The 15,748-nt window shown below is 72.8% G+C and carries 16 protein-coding genes; 7 read left to right on the top strand and 9 right to left on the bottom strand.

Annotated elements, in window-relative coordinates:
• Window positions 1-217 precede the first annotated feature (217 nt).
• Window positions 218-589: a sterol carrier family protein gene (locus DEJ00_RS06925; protein WP_071248502.1), complete on the bottom strand. Its 372-nt coding sequence runs from the start codon at window positions 587-589 to the stop codon at window positions 218-220.
• 57 nt (window positions 590-646) lie between these two features.
• Between DEJ00_RS06925 and purD the strand changes: the two genes are divergently transcribed.
• Both purD and DEJ00_RS06915 read left to right on the top strand, forming a co-directional pair.
• On the top strand, window positions 647-1,915 hold the full coding sequence (gene purD, locus DEJ00_RS06920; RefSeq protein ID WP_111056840.1) for a phosphoribosylamine--glycine ligase: 1,269 nt from the start codon (window positions 647-649) through the stop codon (window positions 1,913-1,915).
• The gene (locus DEJ00_RS06915) at window positions 1,912-2,781 is read left to right on the top strand and encodes a phosphoribosylaminoimidazolesuccinocarboxamide synthase (protein ID WP_111056839.1); all 870 of its coding nucleotides are present in this window, start codon (window positions 1,912-1,914) and stop codon (window positions 2,779-2,781) included. Before purD ends, DEJ00_RS06915 begins: the two co-directional genes overlap by 4 nt.
• Before the next feature lie 813 nt (window positions 2,782-3,594).
• Here the strand turns inward: DEJ00_RS06915 and DEJ00_RS06910 are convergent.
• Complete coding sequence (locus DEJ00_RS06910) at window positions 3,595-4,818, bottom strand: PP2C family protein-serine/threonine phosphatase (protein ID WP_181440104.1); 1,224 nt, start codon at window positions 4,816-4,818, stop codon at window positions 3,595-3,597.
• Between the two features lie 88 nt (window positions 4,819-4,906).
• Between DEJ00_RS06910 and DEJ00_RS06905 the strand changes: the two genes are divergently transcribed.
• A complete protein-coding gene (locus tag DEJ00_RS06905) occupies window positions 4,907-5,224 on the top strand; it encodes a hypothetical protein (protein ID WP_181440103.1) in 318 nt (105 codons plus the stop codon).
• A gap of 67 nt (window positions 5,225-5,291) precedes the next feature.
• Here DEJ00_RS06905 and DEJ00_RS06900 read toward each other — a convergent pair whose 3' ends face one another.
• Entirely contained in the window at window positions 5,292-6,911 is a 1,620-nt protein-coding gene (locus tag DEJ00_RS06900; protein ID WP_181440102.1) for an MFS transporter, read from the bottom strand.
• A gap of 81 nt (window positions 6,912-6,992) precedes the next feature.
• Window positions 6,993-7,724 carry an alpha/beta fold hydrolase gene (locus tag DEJ00_RS06895; protein ID WP_071248357.1) on the bottom strand — a complete coding sequence of 244 codons (732 nt, stop codon included), beginning with the start codon at window positions 7,722-7,724 and terminating at the stop codon, window positions 6,993-6,995.
• 281 nt (window positions 7,725-8,005) lie between these two features.
• Here DEJ00_RS06895 and DEJ00_RS06890 point away from each other — a divergent pair, with 281 nt between their 5' ends.
• Window positions 8,006-8,545, top strand: coding sequence for a hypothetical protein (locus DEJ00_RS06890; protein WP_111056835.1), 540 nt, complete (start codon window positions 8,006-8,008; stop codon window positions 8,543-8,545).
• A 59-nt stretch (window positions 8,546-8,604) separates the two neighbouring features.
• On the opposite strand, the gene DEJ00_RS06885 is transcribed toward DEJ00_RS06890, so the two are convergent.
• The 4 genes from DEJ00_RS06885 to DEJ00_RS06870 are packed head-to-tail and all read right to left on the bottom strand — an operon-like array spanning window position 8,605 to window position 11,535.
• Window positions 8,605-9,462, bottom strand: a complete 858-nt coding sequence (locus DEJ00_RS06885) for a helix-turn-helix domain-containing protein (protein WP_071248360.1) — start codon at window positions 9,460-9,462, stop codon at window positions 8,605-8,607.
• A gap of 38 nt (window positions 9,463-9,500) precedes the next feature.
• Window positions 9,501-10,340 carry a helix-turn-helix transcriptional regulator gene (locus DEJ00_RS06880; protein ID WP_111056833.1) on the bottom strand — a complete coding sequence of 280 codons (840 nt, stop codon included), beginning with the start codon at window positions 10,338-10,340 and terminating at the stop codon, window positions 9,501-9,503.
• Window positions 10,316-10,963, bottom strand: a complete 648-nt coding sequence (gene lepB, locus DEJ00_RS06875) for a signal peptidase I (RefSeq protein WP_111056832.1) — start codon at window positions 10,961-10,963, stop codon at window positions 10,316-10,318. The genes DEJ00_RS06880 and lepB overlap by 25 nt, the downstream gene beginning before the upstream one ends.
• Window positions 10,960-11,535 (bottom strand): hypothetical protein, encoded by a 576-nt coding sequence (locus DEJ00_RS06870; protein ID WP_146247893.1) that lies wholly within the window; start codon window positions 11,533-11,535, stop codon window positions 10,960-10,962. Before DEJ00_RS06870 ends, lepB begins: the two co-directional genes overlap by 4 nt.
• A 126-nt stretch (window positions 11,536-11,661) precedes the next feature.
• Between DEJ00_RS06870 and DEJ00_RS06865 the strand changes: the two genes are divergently transcribed.
• The 3 genes from DEJ00_RS06865 (at window position 11,662) to DEJ00_RS06855 (ending at window position 14,063) form a co-directional block, all read left to right on the top strand.
• Entirely contained in the window at window positions 11,662-12,447 is a 786-nt protein-coding gene (locus tag DEJ00_RS06865; protein WP_111056830.1) for an SDR family oxidoreductase, read from the top strand.
• 69 nt (window positions 12,448-12,516) lie between these two features.
• Window positions 12,517-13,386: a VOC family protein gene (locus DEJ00_RS06860; RefSeq protein WP_111056829.1), complete on the top strand. Its 870-nt coding sequence runs from the start codon at window positions 12,517-12,519 to the stop codon at window positions 13,384-13,386.
• A gap of 110 nt (window positions 13,387-13,496) precedes the next feature.
• The gene (locus DEJ00_RS06855; RefSeq protein WP_111056828.1) at window positions 13,497-14,063 is read left to right on the top strand and encodes a GNAT family N-acetyltransferase; all 567 of its coding nucleotides are present in this window, start codon (window positions 13,497-13,499) and stop codon (window positions 14,061-14,063) included.
• Between the two features lie 79 nt (window positions 14,064-14,142).
• Here DEJ00_RS06855 and DEJ00_RS06850 read toward each other — a convergent pair whose 3' ends face one another.
• The gene (locus DEJ00_RS06850) at window positions 14,143-15,660 is read right to left on the bottom strand and encodes a catalase (RefSeq protein WP_111056827.1); all 1,518 of its coding nucleotides are present in this window, start codon (window positions 15,658-15,660) and stop codon (window positions 14,143-14,145) included.
• Window positions 15,661-15,748: the final 88 nt, after the last annotated feature.

Genomic DNA, 15,748 nt, shown 5'->3' with positions numbered 1-15,748 from the left:
CGTTGTGTGGAACATCGCGTACCTTGGTGCCTGTCGCCGGGTTCGGACCCGTTCGGGTCGGGTCCGAATCCCGGCGACTTCAAGCTTAGGAACCAGGTCGATGCGGGCGCATCGGTAGGCACTACCTAATTCGCGCGGGACTCCTCCGCAGGCGCCTTCGGCGTGGGTGGCTCTGATTCCGGTGGGTCTGGTGCCGGCGGATCTGGAGCCCGGGGGGTCAGGCGCCGGGGGCGGGCAGCCGGACCGGCAGGAACGCCGTCAGGTCGGCGCGCGAGCCCGAGGCGCTGACGCGCGACTGCGCGACCGCCTCGGCCCAGGTCAGCTCGCCCGACGCGAGCGCCAGCCACGTGGTGGCATCGGTCTCGACCACGTTCGGCGGCGTGCCGCGGGTGTGCCGGGGCCCGGGCACTGCCTGGACGGCGGCGAACGGCGGCACCCGCACCTCGACGCTGTTGCCCGGCACCTCGTCCGCCAGGCACTGCAACGTCCACCGCACCGCGGTCGCGACGGCCGGTCGGGCCGTCTCCCCACGACGCACCGCGGCGAGTGCCGCGCGCCCGTCGGCGTCCTCGATCCTCCTGGGTGGCATCTCCACAGGCTAGCCCTCGCATCGCGGGCGGCGAGTCGGGCTGGGTAGGGTGATCGGGTGCGAATCCTCGTCCTCGGTTCCGGTGCCCGCGAGCACGCGATCATCACGGCCCTCCTCGCTGAGCATGCGGGCCACGTCATCACGGCAGCGCCCGGCAACGCCGGCATCGCCGCCGACGTCGAGACCGTCTCCCTCGACCCCACCAACGGTGCGCTCGTCGCCGAGTACGCGATCGAGAACGACGTCGAGCTCGTCGTCGTGGGCCCCGAGGCCCCGCTCATCGCCGGCGTGGCCGACCCGGTGCGCACCCGCGGCATCCCGGTGTTCGGGCCGGGCAAGGCCGCCGCGCAGCTCGAGGGCTCGAAGGCGTTCGCCAAGCGGATCATGGGCGAGGCCGGTGTGCCCACCGGGCGTCCGGTCTACGCCGGCACGGCGGACGAAGCCGTCGCCGCGATCGACGAGCTCGGCGCCCCGTACGTGGTCAAGGCCGACGGGCTCGCCGCCGGCAAGGGCGTGCTCGTGACCGACGACCGCCAGGCTGCGATCGACCACGCCACCTACTGGCTCCAGCACGGACACGTCGTGGTCGAGGAGTTCCTCGACGGCGAAGAGGTCTCGCTGTTCTTCCTGAGCGACGGGCACGACGTCCGCGCGCTCAGCCCCGCGCAGGACTACAAGCGCCTGGCCGACGGCGACCTCGGACCGAACACCGGCGGCATGGGCGCGTACTCGCCGCTGCCGTGGCTCGCCGAGCGCTGGCCGTCCGAGCAGGCCTTCGTCGACGAGGTCACCGAGCTCGTCGCGCTCCCGACCGTCCGCCGCCTCGAGCACGAGGGCACGCCGTTCGTCGGGCTCCTGTACTGCGGCCTCATCGTCACCGAGCAGGGCGTCCGCGTGATCGAGTTCAACGCGCGCTTCGGCGACCCGGAGACGCAGGTCGTGCTCCCCCGCCTGGCCACGCCGCTCAGCGAACTCCTGCTGGCCGCCGCCACCGGGCAGCTCGGTGCCGTCCCCGCACCCGTGTTCCGCGACGAGGTCGCCGTGACCGTCGTCCTGGCGAGCGAGGGCTACCCGGAGAACCCGCAGACCGGTCGACCGATCACCGGCATCGACGACGCGAACGCCCGCGACGGCGTATCGGTCGCACACGCCGCCACCGGCGTCCTCGACGACACGCTCGTGGCCACCGGCGGTCGGGTGCTCAGCGTCGTGGCGACCGGGTCCGACTTCACCCAGGCCCGCGAGCGCGCCTACGCCGGGCTCGGCGACATCACGCTCGACGGCGCGCAGTTCCGCACCGACATCGCGGCGAAGGTCGCGAAGTGACCGCCCCCGCGCCGATCGCCGGCTGGCGGCACGTCTCGTCCGGCAAGGTGCGCGAGCTCTACGTGCCCGAGGGCACCGCTGACCTGGCGAGCGCGTCCGAACTGCTGCTCGTCGCCTCTGACCGGGTCAGCGCGTACGACTTCGCGCTCGAGCCGCCGATCCCGGGCAAGGGCGAACTGCTGACCCGCCTGTCCCGGTTCTGGTTCACCCAGCTGAGCGACGTCCCGAACCACATCATCGGCCCCTCCTCCGGTGGCACCCCGGTGCCCGCCGAGGTCGAGGCACGGTCGATGCACGTCATGCCGCTCACGATGTTCCCCGTCGAGTGCGTCGTGCGCGGGTACCTGGTCGGCAGCGGCTGGGCCGAGTACCAGGAGACCGGCAGCGTGTGCGGCGTCGCGCTCCCCGCCGGGCTGTCCAACGGTGACCGCCTGCCGGAACCGATCTACACGCCGGCGTACAAGGCAGCCCAGGGCGAGCACGACGAGAACATCTCCTACGAGCAGACCGTCGACATGGTCGGTGCCGAGACCGCCGCCACCCTGCGCGACCTCTCGCTGCACGTCTACACCGAGGCCGCAGCCATCGCCCTCGAGCGGGACGTCGTCATCGCGGACACCAAGCTCGAGTTCGGGCAGGACGCCACCGGCCGGATCCGCATCGCCGACGAGGTCCTGACGAGCGACTCCAGCCGCTACTGGGACGCCCGCTCGGCCGACCGCACCGACTCGTTCGACAAGCAGATCGTGCGGGACTGGCTCAGCGCGCACTGGGACCGCCAGGGCACGCCGCCGGTGCTCCCGGACGAGATCGTCGAGCGCACGGCTGCGCGCTACGCCGAGCTGATCGAGCGCCTCGGCGCCTGACGCTGCGCCCGGCGCGGCGCGTGGCGTGGCGCGGCGCGGCTTGGCTTGGCTTGGCCCGAACGGTCACGACACCCCGCTCAGCTCCATCGGGCGGTCACGAACCGTCGGCCGAGGCCCCGCCAACCGACGGTTCGCGACCACTCGGCGACGCACCCACGACACGTCGCGACCACCCGCCGCGCCGGTACCCGGTGCCACCCGAACGGTCACGACACCCCGCTCAGCTCCATCGGGCGGTCACGAACCGTCGGCCGAGGCCCCGCCAACCGACAGTTCGCGACCACTGCGCGGCCCACCCACGACACGTCGCGACCACTCGACCGGCGGTGCCCGGTGCCACCCGAACGGTCACGACACCCCGCTCAGCTCCATCGGGCGGTCACGAACCGTCGGCCGAGGCCCCGCCAACCGACAGTTCGCGACCACTCCGCGGCCCACCCACGACACGTCGCGACCACCCGCCGCGCCGGTACCCGGTGCCACCCAAACGGTCACGACACCCCGCTCAGCTCCATCGGGCGGTCACGAACCGTCGGCCGAGGCCCCGCCAACCGACAGTTCGCGACCACTCCGCGGCCCACCCACGACACGTCACGACCACCCGCCGCGCCGGTGCCCGGTGCCACCCGAACGGTCACGACACCCCGCTCAGCTCCATCGAGCGGTCACGAACCGTCGGCTGAGACCCCGCCAACCGACAGTTCGCGACCACCCGGCGGCCCACGCACGACACGTTGCGACCACTCGACCGGCGACGACCGGCCACTCAACCGGCGACGACCCGCCGACGAGCCGGCGACAGTTCTCGACCGTTCAGGCCCCGAGCGCCCCGAGCGCCTCGCGCGCCACCACGACGACGGTCAGGTCGTCGCCCGGGTCGTGCTCGGCGACGCGTGCGCGCACCCGCTGCAGGAACGTCTCGACGTCCGGGGACTCCCGGTACAGCGACCCGAGCTCGGACAGCGACGCGAGCGTGGAGTCCCAGAGCTCGAGCGCGCCGTCGGTCACGACGATGAGCACGTCACCGGGCCGGAGCACGAGCGAGCCGGCGGCGCGGGGCATCCCGGCGGGGTGCAGCCCGATCGGCAGGTCCGACGACCGCAGGATCCGCTCGGCACCGTCGTCACGGAGCTGCAGCACGAGCCCGTGGCCGGCGTCGGCGAAGTCGAGGCGCCCGGTGGACGGGGTCAGCCGACCGTGGAACATCGTCGCGAAGGACTCGGCGCGGCTGAGCTCCGGGGCGACCTGCGCCTCGAGCTCGGCGACGGCGGTGCCCGGGTCCTGGTCGCCGCGGGCGAGCAGGCCTCCGCGGATGTTCGCGGCGAGGAGCCCGGCGGACATCCCCTTGCCCATGACGTCCGACACGGTCAGGTGGATCGAGTCCTCGCCGGAGCGGTGCCAGTCGTGGAAGTCGCCGGAGACGAGCCCGTGCGGGATCGACATCCCCGTGATCCGGTACCCGGGCACCTGCACCGCGGCGGGCTGCAGGCCGTTGAGCACGGTGCGCAGGCGGTCCTCGTCGGCTCCGGCCAGGAGCTCGCGCTCCGCCCAGATGCCGAGTTCCTGCAGCAGTTCGAGCTCGTCGGCGTCGAGGGTGCGCGGCTCGGGGTCGATCAGGCAGAGGGTGCCGATCTTCAGGTCGTCGTCGCCGGCGCGGAGCCCGACACCGGCGTAGAACCGGACGTTGGGGTCGCCGAGCACCATCGGCAGGTCCGCGTACCGGGCGTCCTCGCGGGCATCGGGGACGACCACGGGGCCCTGCTCGCCCAGGGTCCGTCCGCAGAACGTGTCCTGCAGCGGGATGACCGGGCCGAAAGCAGCGTCGCTCTGCTGTGACTTGATCGTCAGCGTGGTCTCGCCGGCCAGGTTCAGGAAGGAGCCGGACACCCCGAGGGCCTCGCGTGCGATCCGGGTGATCCGTTCGAAGCGTTCCTCGACGCCGCCGTCGACCACGTCGAGCGCCGCGATCAGGGCCGCTCGCCGGACGGCATCGGCCCCGGTCGGCGCGGGCACGGACATCGCGGTTTCCGGCTGCATGCTCCCACGGTAACGCGCTGAACGGACAGGGCCTGGCCCCAGTCCGGAGGGCGCAGATCGTCGGGCGCGTCGGCGTACCCTGGTCGTCGTGCTCCGAGTCGTCCCCGCAACCGTCCTGGGCGTGGCCGCACTCCTGGCCATCGCCGGCTGTGGCGCCCACGACTCCACCGGCCAGGTGTCGGTCACGGTGTCGTCGAACGCCGCCGACCACCCATACGAGGTCAAGGTGTTCGCCTCGACCGGCAAGCTCTCCGAGCACCAGCGGGTGTTCCCGGGCGGAACGGCCGACTTCGCGGGCGTTCCCCTCGGCCAGGTCACGGTCCGCGCCGACGACCTCTGCCCGCAGACGACCAAGGTGTCTGACGGCACGGTCGCGACGGTCACCCTGACCACGACGGGCTGCTGACACCGCCCGCCACCACGACGGACCGCTGACCCCGCCCGCCACCACGACGGACGGCTGACCCCGCCCGTCACCCCGACGACGGACCGCCGACCCCCTCCGCGACCAGGTGCTCGACCCGCGGCTCGCCCGCGACCTCGCGCACCGACTGCAGGGTCCGCGCGTCGTCCCCGGTCTGCCGGACCTCGTGCTGGTCGACGTGCTCCTGCCACGACCCCACCCGGAACGCCTCGACCCAGGCGTCCGGCCCGTTCGCCGCGTCCCGGTACAGGTTCCAGTCACGGGCACCGGTCCGCCGCCGGCTCCGCCCGAGCCGTCCGGCGCGCGCCCGGAACTCGTCGACCGCGTCCGCCGGGACCGTCCAGTGCAGCAGCACGAGGGTCTCCCCCGTCGCCGCGCCGTGGTCGTCCGGCACGAACACCTCGTCGCCGAACGGCATCGGCGTCACGGCGCGCTGCCGGTCGGTGAGCACCGGGAACCCGGACACGAGCAGCAGCGCGGCGCTGAGCGCGGTGACGACACCCGCTCCGGCGAGCACCCCCGTCACCCCGAGGGGCGTGGCGACGGCACCGGCGAGCGCCGCACCGATGGCGGTGCAGCCGAAGAGCACGAGCTGGTAGGCGGCGAGCCCGCGGGTCCGGACCCAGGCGGGCAGGAACGCCTGAACGGTGCCGTTCAGCGTCGTCACCACGGCGATCCAGGCCACCCCGCCGACCAGCAGCGCGACGAGCACGACCGGCAGCACGGGGACGAGCGCGACGACCGCGGTGCAGACGCCGAACACCACCGAGGCGATCCCGACGGTGCGGCCGATGCCGAGCCGCGCACGGACCGCCGGCATCAGGAACGCCCCGCCGACCGACCCGGTGCCGACTGCGGCGAGCAGCAGTCCGTACCCACCGGAGGACAGGCCGAGCGGGCCGTCGGCGACGAGCGGCAGGAGCGCCCACAGCGCATTCGCGGGCACCATGAAGACGGCGAGTTGCACGAGCAGCCGGCGGACGACCGCCGCGTGCAGGACGTACCGCAGCCCGGCGCGGGTGGCGTCGATGAACGGTTCGGCCCGCGTCTCGGGGCGCTGGTACCCGCGCCAGGCGACGAGCACCACCAGGAAGAGCGCGAACGACAGCGCGTTGGCGGCGAACACGAACGGCACGCCGAGCTGCGCGATCACCACCCCGGCGAGCGCCGGTCCGATCGCCCGGGCGACGTTGACGCCGACGGAGCTGAGGGCCGCGGCGTCGGTGATCGCGGCGCGCGGCACGATCTCGGGCACGAGCGCCTGGTACGCGGGCAGCTGGAGCGCCGAGGCGGTACCGAGCAGGAACGTGACGGTGAGCAGGAGCGCCGGGGTCATGTCGCCGGTCGCGGTGAGCACGGTCATCACGACGCCGACGACCACCTGGAACGCCTGCACGCCGATGAGCAGCCGCCGCCGGTCGACGAACTCGCCGATCACCCCGGCGGGGATCCCGACGAGCAGCACCGGCAGGCTCGACGCGGTCTGCACGAGGGCGACGACGACGGGTGCGGCGTGCTCGTCGACGAGCAGCCACTGCGCGCCGACGGTCTGCATCCAGCTGCCGATGTTGCTCACGAGCACCGCGATCCACAGGGCGCGGAAGACCGGGATCGCGAGCGGCGCCAGGGCGCCGCCGCGGGGTGCGGGGGTGGTGCGTTCCGTGGTCACGTCGCCTCCTGGGGTGGAACGGGGACATCCGGGAGGCGCGGTGCGCGTCGGGCGCACGCCGCGCCTCCAGGGGTGGTCGCGTCAGGCGGCGGCGTCGGTCGCGCTGGTCGCGGCGACGGCGCGCTCGATGACGTCGGCGACGTCCTTCGGATGGGTCTGCATGACGAGGTGCGGGGCGGCGAGCTCGGTCACGTCGGTGATGCCGGCGCGGGAGTAGCCGAAGCGCTCGACCTCGGGGTTGATGGTGTGGTCGTCGGACGAGACGATCGCCCACGCGGGGGTGGTCTTCCACGCGGCGGCGGAGGCCGGTTCGCCGAAGGCGGCGCCGGACAGCGGGCGCTGCGAGACCGCCAGGACCTCGGCGACGCGCGGGTCGACCCCGGCGGCGAAGACCTGCGGGAACGCGTCGATCGCGACGGAGACGTCGGTGCCGTCCTCGGCGCCGGCGACCGGGTACGGCGTGTACACCAGGTTCGCGGCGAGGTCCGAGTCGGGGAACCCGCCCTGCAGCTGCCCGAGGCTCTCGCCGACCTCGAGCACGTAGCCGGAGACGTAGACGAGTCCGACGACGTTCTCGGCCTCGCCGGCGACGGTGATCACGGCGCCGCCGTACGAGTGCCCGGCGAGGACGACCGGCCCGTCGACGTGCTCGGCGACGGCGCGGATCGAGGCGGCGTCCTCGGCGAGGCTGCGGTTGTAGACCGGCGGGACGAGGACCGTGTGGCCGCGGTCGAGCAACTCGCGGGTGACGGGCGCCCAGCTGGCGGAGTCGGCGAACGCGCCGTGGACGAGGACGATGGTGGGTGCAGCCATTGCGGGTCTCCTTCGTGACGAACGTCTGGGGTGGTGCGGGGACCGGGGGTCCCGGCGTCGTCACGCTAGGGCTGCGGGCGCTGCGCCGTCGTGTCCCTGTCGTTGCCCGTCACCCCCGACGACAGCGCGCGTCGACGGCGCCGGGAGCGACGCGGGGTGCCCTCGGACGGCCGGACGCACCGTGCCGGGGTCCCCCTGCGGGGCGGAGGCACGGCGACGGGGGCCCCGCCGGGGCCCCCTTCTCCCCCCTTCTCCACTGCCCGGCCGGTTAGCGTGATCGCATGGAACACGAGGACGGCACGACGACGACGTCGGCCCAGGACTTCGTGGACGCGCTCGCCGAACCGATCGTGGTCTTCGACCGGCACCTGGACGTGGTGGCGGCGAACCGGCTCGCCGGGGCCCTGTCCGCGTCCCTCACCGTCGGTACGAACCTGGCGCGGTTCACCTTCCTGAACCCCTGGGTCGAGGACTCGGTCGACGGCTGGGAGGCCGAGGCGCACCGCACCGCCGCGATGCTCCGGGACTCGCTGGACGAGCACGACGCCGACGACCGGTTCCAGGAGCTGCTGGGCGAGCTGATGGCGCGGAGCACGACGTTCGCGACCGAGTGGGCCGGCGGCGCGGTGCGGCCGGCTCGACGCGGGGAGTCGACGTTCGAGAACCCGCTGGTGGGCCGGATCGACCTGCGGTGGGAGCAGCTGCGTCGACTGGAGGACCCCGAGCACGTGCTCGTGGTGTGGACGGCAGCGGACGAGGAGTCGGCCGCACGGCTCACGACGCTCCGGGGACTGCTCGACGAGGACGCGACGACCGCCTGACCGCGAGCGCGGCGAGCGCGGCGAGCGCAGCGACCGCAGCGCCCGCAGCGACCGCCTCGCTACCCCACCGCGGTCTCGCCCGCGACCGGCTGCCGGCGGGCGGTGCCCTGCTGCACCTGCGCGGCGAGGTACGCGACGGCCGCGGCTGCGGGGGTGCCGGGGTCGGCCCAGAAGGTCACGAGCACGTGCGAGCTGCCCGGGATCGCGAGGTTCTGCCAGCGGAACTCGACCCACCCGATCGGGTCGATCCAGTGCCGCGAGACCCCGGTGCGCTGCACGGCGACGTCGTGCCGGGCCCAGATGCGGGCGAAGTCCGGGTCCTGCAGGGTCAGGGTGCCGACGATCTCCTGCAGCCGGGGGTCCTCGGGTTCGGCGTGCAGCCGGAGCGCGGCGACGACCCGGTGCGCGGTGGGGTGCCAGTCGGCCGCGTGCTGCCGGGACGCCTCGGAGAACATCTGCAGGACGAGGTTCGCGCCCGGCTCCATGTACCCGGGGCCGAGCGCGCTCGCCAGGGCGTTGGACAGGATGATGTCCTGGTTGCGGTCCATCACGAACGCCGGGGTGTGCGACCACTGCGCCAGCAGCGACCGGACCGAGTCGTCGAGCCCCGGCGGCACGACCCCCTCGGGGCGGCGGCGTTCGGCGTGTGCGAGGCGGCGCAGGTAGTCGACGGCCTCGTGGTCGAGCCGCAGTGCGCGTCCGAGCGCCACGAGCACCTGGTCGGACGGCTGGTGGTCACGGCCGCGTTCGAGCCGCAGGTAGTACTCGGGGCTGATGCCCGCGAGCCGTGCGACCTCTTCGCGGCGCAGGCCGTCCACTCGTCGTCCGGGCTCGCGGGTGAGGCCGACGTCCTCGGGCTGGACGAGTGCCCGACGGGCGCGGAGGTACTGCCCCAGTTCGGACCGTCGCGCATCCACGCGAGCAGGATAGCCGGAATCCGCAAAGAACGCGAGAACTACCGTTCTCCGGGTGTGCCGCTCCGCGCGATGGTCTGGTGCGGCTGCTCCCCGAACCGCTCCCGGTAGTGCGCCGCGAACCGCCCCAGGTGGGTGAACCGCCACCGCCGTGCGACCTGGCTGACGAGCAGCGCGCGGGAATCGGGCCGCCCCAGCTCCAGGTGCACCCGGTCGAGACGGACCTCGCGCAGGTACTGCATGGGGGTGACGCCGAGACGACGGCGGAACAGGTCCTGCAGCCCGCGCTCGCTCAGGTCGCAGGCCGCTGCGACGTCCGCCACCGTCAGCGTCCGGTCGGCGTGGTCGTGCACGAAGCCGATCGCCCGTCGCATCCGGTCAGCGACGTCCGATCGCGACCGGGCGAAGGTCGACAGGACGACGGTCGCGATCCGCCGGTTCAGGGCCGCACGGTCGGCGGCGGGCAGCGCGGGGTCGAGGATGCGCCCGGAGGCCTCGCGCAGCAGTGCCCGCAGCGGCTCGAGTGCGGGATCGGCCGCGTCCGGCTGCCCGAACACCGAGGACTCCCCCGTGTCGCCGAGCAGCGACGGCGACAGGTGCAGCAGCGTCGTGGCGGTCGCGTCGGTCTCGAAGCCGTACGCGACGGACGCCGAGAGCATCATCGGCCGCTCGGCGCCGACCTCCCAGTGCTCGCCGTCGTCGGCGGTCAGGCTGGCCCGGCCGTCGGCGAGCCAGAACACGACGTGGTCGGGGCGCGGACCGATCGTCCCCGACCGCTTGCCCGGTGTCGCGATCCGGTGGATCGACAGATCGTCGTCCCCGCCGGTCTCGTAGCCGAAGCCCTCGTCGTCCGCGGTCACGGCGTCGGGACCCGGTCCCACTCGTCGCCGTACCGGGACAGCACCGACCACCGCGAGACGGGCCACGTGGTGACGAAGGCGCGCCCCACGACGTCGTCGACCGGCACGGTGCCGTGCACACGCGAGTCGGCGGAGTCGTAGCGGTTGTCGCCCATCACCCAGATGCGCCCCTTCGGCACGGTGATCTCGAAGTCCTTCCCGGCGACACGGTCGGATCCGCGTTCGAGCACGACGTAGGGCTCGTCCACCGCGTGCCCGTTCACCGACAGGCGACCCCGCGCGTCGCAGCACGACACCGTGTCACCCGGCAGGCCGATGACCCGCTTGATCAGGTCGTCGCCCTGGCCCATGCCGAGCCAGCCGCCCGGGTCCTGGAACACCACGACGTCACCGCGCTGCAGTGGGACGACCCCGGGCACGAGCTCGTTGACGAGCACCCGGTCCCCGACGAGCAGCGTGTTCTGCATCGAGGCCGAGGGGATGTAGAAGGAACGGACCAGGTACGCCTTCACCAGGAAGGACGCCAACAGCGCCACGACGACGATGATGACGAGGTCGCGCAGGAACCGCAGACCGCCGCGCTTCGGCTCGCTCTCGGGCGCGGGTTCGGAGTGGGGTCCGGCGTCGGCGTGCGTGTCGCTCAATGCGTCAACACCACCTTGACGAGGCCGATCACGAACGCCACGGCGGCCAGCACGATGCCGCCCCACAACCCGAGGAACGTCGGCTGCTTCCCACTGAACCGCTGCATGAACACGCCCACCAGCCCGATGCGCACGACCAGGATCACGGTCGCCGCGACCTGTGCCCACTCCGCCGGCAGCCACCCGATCCAGGCAGCCGCGTAGAGGACCGCCGGGATCATGCCCGAGGTCGCGATCGGGTTGGCGTTCCGGACGATCGTCGCGACCGAGTCGCGGCGCACAGCGCGGTCCGCAGCGGACTCCTCGCCGTCGTCGCCGAGCCCGTGCGCGACCAGGTGCGCGAGCACGTGCGCCAGGTACGTGAGCACCGCGGTCGCCAGGACGGTCGCCACCGCGGCACCGTGGTGGATCTGCTCCGGGTTCACCGCGATCGCGACGGCGAGCACCGTGATGTTGCCGTAGATGTACGACGACATCCGGTCGCGGACGTGCTCGAGCGGCAGATCGCGGGGGTCCGGGCGACCGCCGCGGGGTCCGCGCCCCGGTCGGGAGGGCCGTCGTGTGCGTGGCATCCGTCCATCTTGGCCCCGCGGTCGGCCGTCCGCCGACAGGACACCGGATGCGATGGTCACACGGGTGGCCGGTTCCGGCAGACTGGGTGCCGATCGGCGCGACGGAGCGCCGGACAGGAGGCACGCATGACGTCCGCACGACCACTCGCCCTGGTGACCGGGGTGGGCCGCAGAGCCGGCATCGGCGCAGCGCTCGCCACCCGCCTGGCGACCGACGGCTGGGACCTCGCCATCTCGTGGTGGGGACCCTACGACGACCGCGTGAGCGGCGGGGCAGACCCGGACGGGGTCGAGTCGGTGGTGCAGGAGTGCGAGGCGGCGGGAGCACGGGTGACGCGCCTCCCGGTCGACCTGGAGGACCCGGAGCAGGCGGCCGCGCTCGTCGGCCGCGCCGAGACGGAAGCCGGCGCCCCCGTCACCGCCCTCGTCATGTCGCACTGCGAGTCCGTGGACTCCGACCTGCGCACCACCACGGTCGAGTCGTGGGACCGCCACTTCGCCGTGAACGCCCGCGCACCGTTCCTGCTCGTGCAGGCCTACGCGGCCGGGCTCGAGCGTGCCGGGGACGCCGCTCCGCGCGACCGACGTCGGATCGTCGCGCTGACGAGCGACCACATCGCGTACAACCTGCCGTACGGGGCGTCGAAGGGCGCGCTCGACCGGATCGTGTTCGGCGCCGCGAAGGAGCTCGGCAGCCTCGGCGTCAGCGCCAACGTGGTGAACCCGGGCCCGAACGACACCGGCTGGATGTCCGACGAGGTCAAGGGGTGGGCCGTCGAGGGCACCCCGCTCGGTCGGCTCGGACGCCCGTCGGACACCGCCGCGCTCGTCGGGTTCCTCTGCTCGGAGCAGGGCGCCTGGGTGAACGGGCAGCTGCTGAAGTCGGACGGCGGGATCTCGAACAGCGCCTAGGGCACCGAGTTTGGTTGACGCGTCATCAAATTGGTTGACGCGTCAACCAAACGGGGTCACACTGGGTGCATGCAAACGCACGAACTGCTCGCCGCCGACACCGGGATGGGCGCCGTCACGCTCCGCGTCGCCGACCTCGACGCGATGATCCGGTACTACCGCGACGGCGTGCGGCTGTCGCTGCTCTCCCACGACGGCGGCGTCGCCGTGCTCGGCCGGGGCAGCACGCCGATCGTGGTCCTCGAGCACGCCCCCGCGATGCGGCACGCCGGCCCCCGCGAGGCCGGGCTGTTCCACACGGCGATCCTGTTCGACACCCGCGCCGACCTGGCCGCCGCGCTCTACTCGGTCGCCACGCAGTACCCGGCGGGCTTCACCGGCAGCGCCGACCACCTGGTGAGCAACGCGTTCTACTTCACCGACCCCGAGGGCAACGGCGTCGAGCTGTACTGGGACCGTGACCGCACCGAGTGGTCGTGGACGCACGGCATGGTCGACATGGACACGAAGTACGTCGACCCGAACGCGTTCCTGCAGTCCCACCTGACGCAGGACGCCCTGGACACCGCCGCGGCACGCCCGGGCAAGGTCGGCCACGTGCACCTGTCCGTCGGCGACGTCGCCACCGCACGCTCCTTCTACGTGGACACCCTCGGCTTCGAGACCACCGCCGGCTTCGGCGAGGCACTGTTCGTCAGCGCCGGCGGCTACCACCACCACATGGCGATGAACACCTGGAACTCCCGCGGCGCCGGGCGGCGACAGCTCGCACTCGGCCTGGGGCTCGTGCGCATCGAGGTCCCCGCCGCCGACGACCTCGGTGCCCTGACCGAGCGCATGCGGCACGGCGGCGTGGAGCTCGCCGACGACGGCCGGACCGTGGCGTTCGACGACCCCTGGGCGAACCGCATCGAGGTGACCGCACCGGGTCGCGGGTGACGCGTCGCGACACTCCGCGCTGACCGACACCCCACGCGCGCCAGGACCCGCGAGGTGTCGCGCAGCGCGAAACCTCGCCACACCGGCCGCCGGACCGGCAGGATGGACCCGTGACTGACGACATCCGGTGGAAGGTGGTCGAGGAGAGCACGCTGTCGCTCCCCGACCACGAAGCGATCGCGGCACTGCTCCGGCAGGCCTTCCCCGACTGGTCGCACTGGTACGTGGGCGGCCGGAGCTGGTCCGGCATGCAGCCGGAACGCCGGGTGCTCGCGCACGACGCCGACGGGGTCGTCCTGGCCCACGTCGGCATCCGCCGCATGTACATCTCCGTCGGCGGGCAGGATCTCCTGGTCGGCGACACCGGCCTGGTCGCCGTGTCGCCCCGACTGCAGGGCACCGGCGTCGGCCGCGAGCTGATGACCCGCACCGCCGCGGTCCTCGAGGGCCTCCGCGTGCCCTTCGGGTTCCTCGGCGCGGGCGAGGACCGCATCCCCTTCTACGCGAAGCTCGGCTGGCACGAGTTCCCCGAGGCCGTCGGCACCTTCTCGGCGTTCACCGCCGAGGGCGCGGGCGTCAGCAACACCGAGCAGGGCGGCTGGATGGCACTGCCGGTGGCAGCGCAGCTCGAGGACTGGCCCGCTGGCCCGATCTGGCTGAACGGCCAGCAGGTCTAGACCCGCTTCAGACCAACGGACAGGAGGCCCGGTACCAGCTGGTACCGGGCCTCCCGTCCGTCAGGTCGTCCAGCGGGGCTTACGCCTCGACCGCGACCTTCTCCGGGTCCTCGTTGGAGCCCGGCGCGCTCGGCGCGACCGCGGCGCGCACGCGCGCACCCAGGTCGGCGTCGACGTTCGTCCAGTAGGCGAACACGCGCTCGCGCAGGTCGTCGCGCGTCACCTTCGAGACGTGGCCGGCGATGTTGCCGACCAGGCGCTCACGGGCGGCGTCGTCCAGGACCTCGCGGACGAGCGTGCCGGCCTGGCCGAAGTCGTCGTCCTCCGGGTGCAGGGTCGCGGCGGAACGCTGCAGCGCACCGTCGGACTCCCAGCCCGGGGCGTCGTCGGTCGCGTTCGGGTCGGCGTGCGCACCACCGAGCGAGTTCGGCGCGTACACCGGCACCTCGGACTTCTGGAAGTCGAAGCGCATGCCGCCGTCCTTCGAGTACGAGTGGACCTCGTTCTTCGGGGCGTTCACCGGCAGCTGCGCGTGGTTCGTGCCGACGCGGTAGCGGTGTGCGTCCGCGTAGCTGAAGATGCGCGCCAGGAGCATCTTGTCCGGGCTCGCCGCGATGCCGGGCACGAAGTTCGAGGGGGCGAAGGTCGCCTGCTCGATCTGCGCGAAGTAGTTCTCCGGGTTGCGGTTGAGCTCCATCGTGCCGACCTCGATGAGCGGGTAGTCCGCGTGCGGCCACACCTTCGTCAGGTCGAACGGGTTGAAGCGGTAGGTCGCGGCGTCCTCGTAGGGCATGACCTGCACCTTGAGGGTCCAGCGCGGGAAGTCCTGACGCTCGATCGCGGCGTGCAGGTCACGGATGTGGAAGTCCGCGTCCTCGCCGGCGATGCGGTCGGCGTCCTCCTGCGTCAGGGTCTTGTGGCCCTGCTCGGTGATGAAGTGGTACTTCACCCAGAAGCGCTCGCCTGCGGCGTTGATCCACTGGTAGGTGTGCGAGCCGAAGCCGTCCATCTCACGCCAGCTCGCCGGCAGTCCGCGGTCGCCCATCAGCCACGTGACCTGGTGCGCCGACTCGGGCGACAGGGTCCAGAAGTCCCACTGCATGTCGTGGTCGCGCAGGTGCGAACCCGGCAGGCGCTTCTGCGAGCGGATGAAGTCGGGGAACTTGATGCCGTCGCGGATGAAGAACACCGGGGTGTTGTTGCCGACGAGGTCGTAGTTGCCCTCTTCGGTGTAGAACTTCAGCGCGAAGCCGCGGGGGTCGCGCCAGGTGTCGGGGGAACCCTGCTCACCGGCGACGCTCGAGAACCGGGCGAGCATCTCGGTGGTCTGCCCGGGCTGCAGGAACGCGGCACGGGTGAAGCGCGAGACGTCGTGCGTGACGGTGAAGGTACCGAAGGCGCCGCCGCCCTTGGCGTGCACGACCCGCTCCGGGACACGCTCGCGGTTGAACTGGGCGAGCTTCTCGACCAGGTAGTGGTCGTGCAGCGCGAGGGGGCCGTCGGCCCCGACGCCCATCGAGTGCTCGTCGCTCGAGACGGGGGCGCCGCTGTTGGTCGTGGTGGTCGGGGTGCCGGTCGGCGTGTTCTGGTCGGACACGGTTCCTCCTGGAGGTGGGACGTTGGTTCGGTCAGGGGTGCTCGGGTGGTTCGGGGTCCGGCGCGTCGTGCGGCCGGTGCGGTGGGCG

Origin of the sequence: Curtobacterium sp. MCLR17_039 (assembly GCF_003234745.1) — a bacterium.
In the GTDB taxonomy this organism is placed as follows: Bacteria; Actinomycetota; Actinomycetes; order Actinomycetales; family Microbacteriaceae; genus Curtobacterium; species Curtobacterium flaccumfaciens.
Note: the sequence above shows the minus strand (reverse complement) of the source record. Positions and strands in the feature narration are given on the sequence as shown.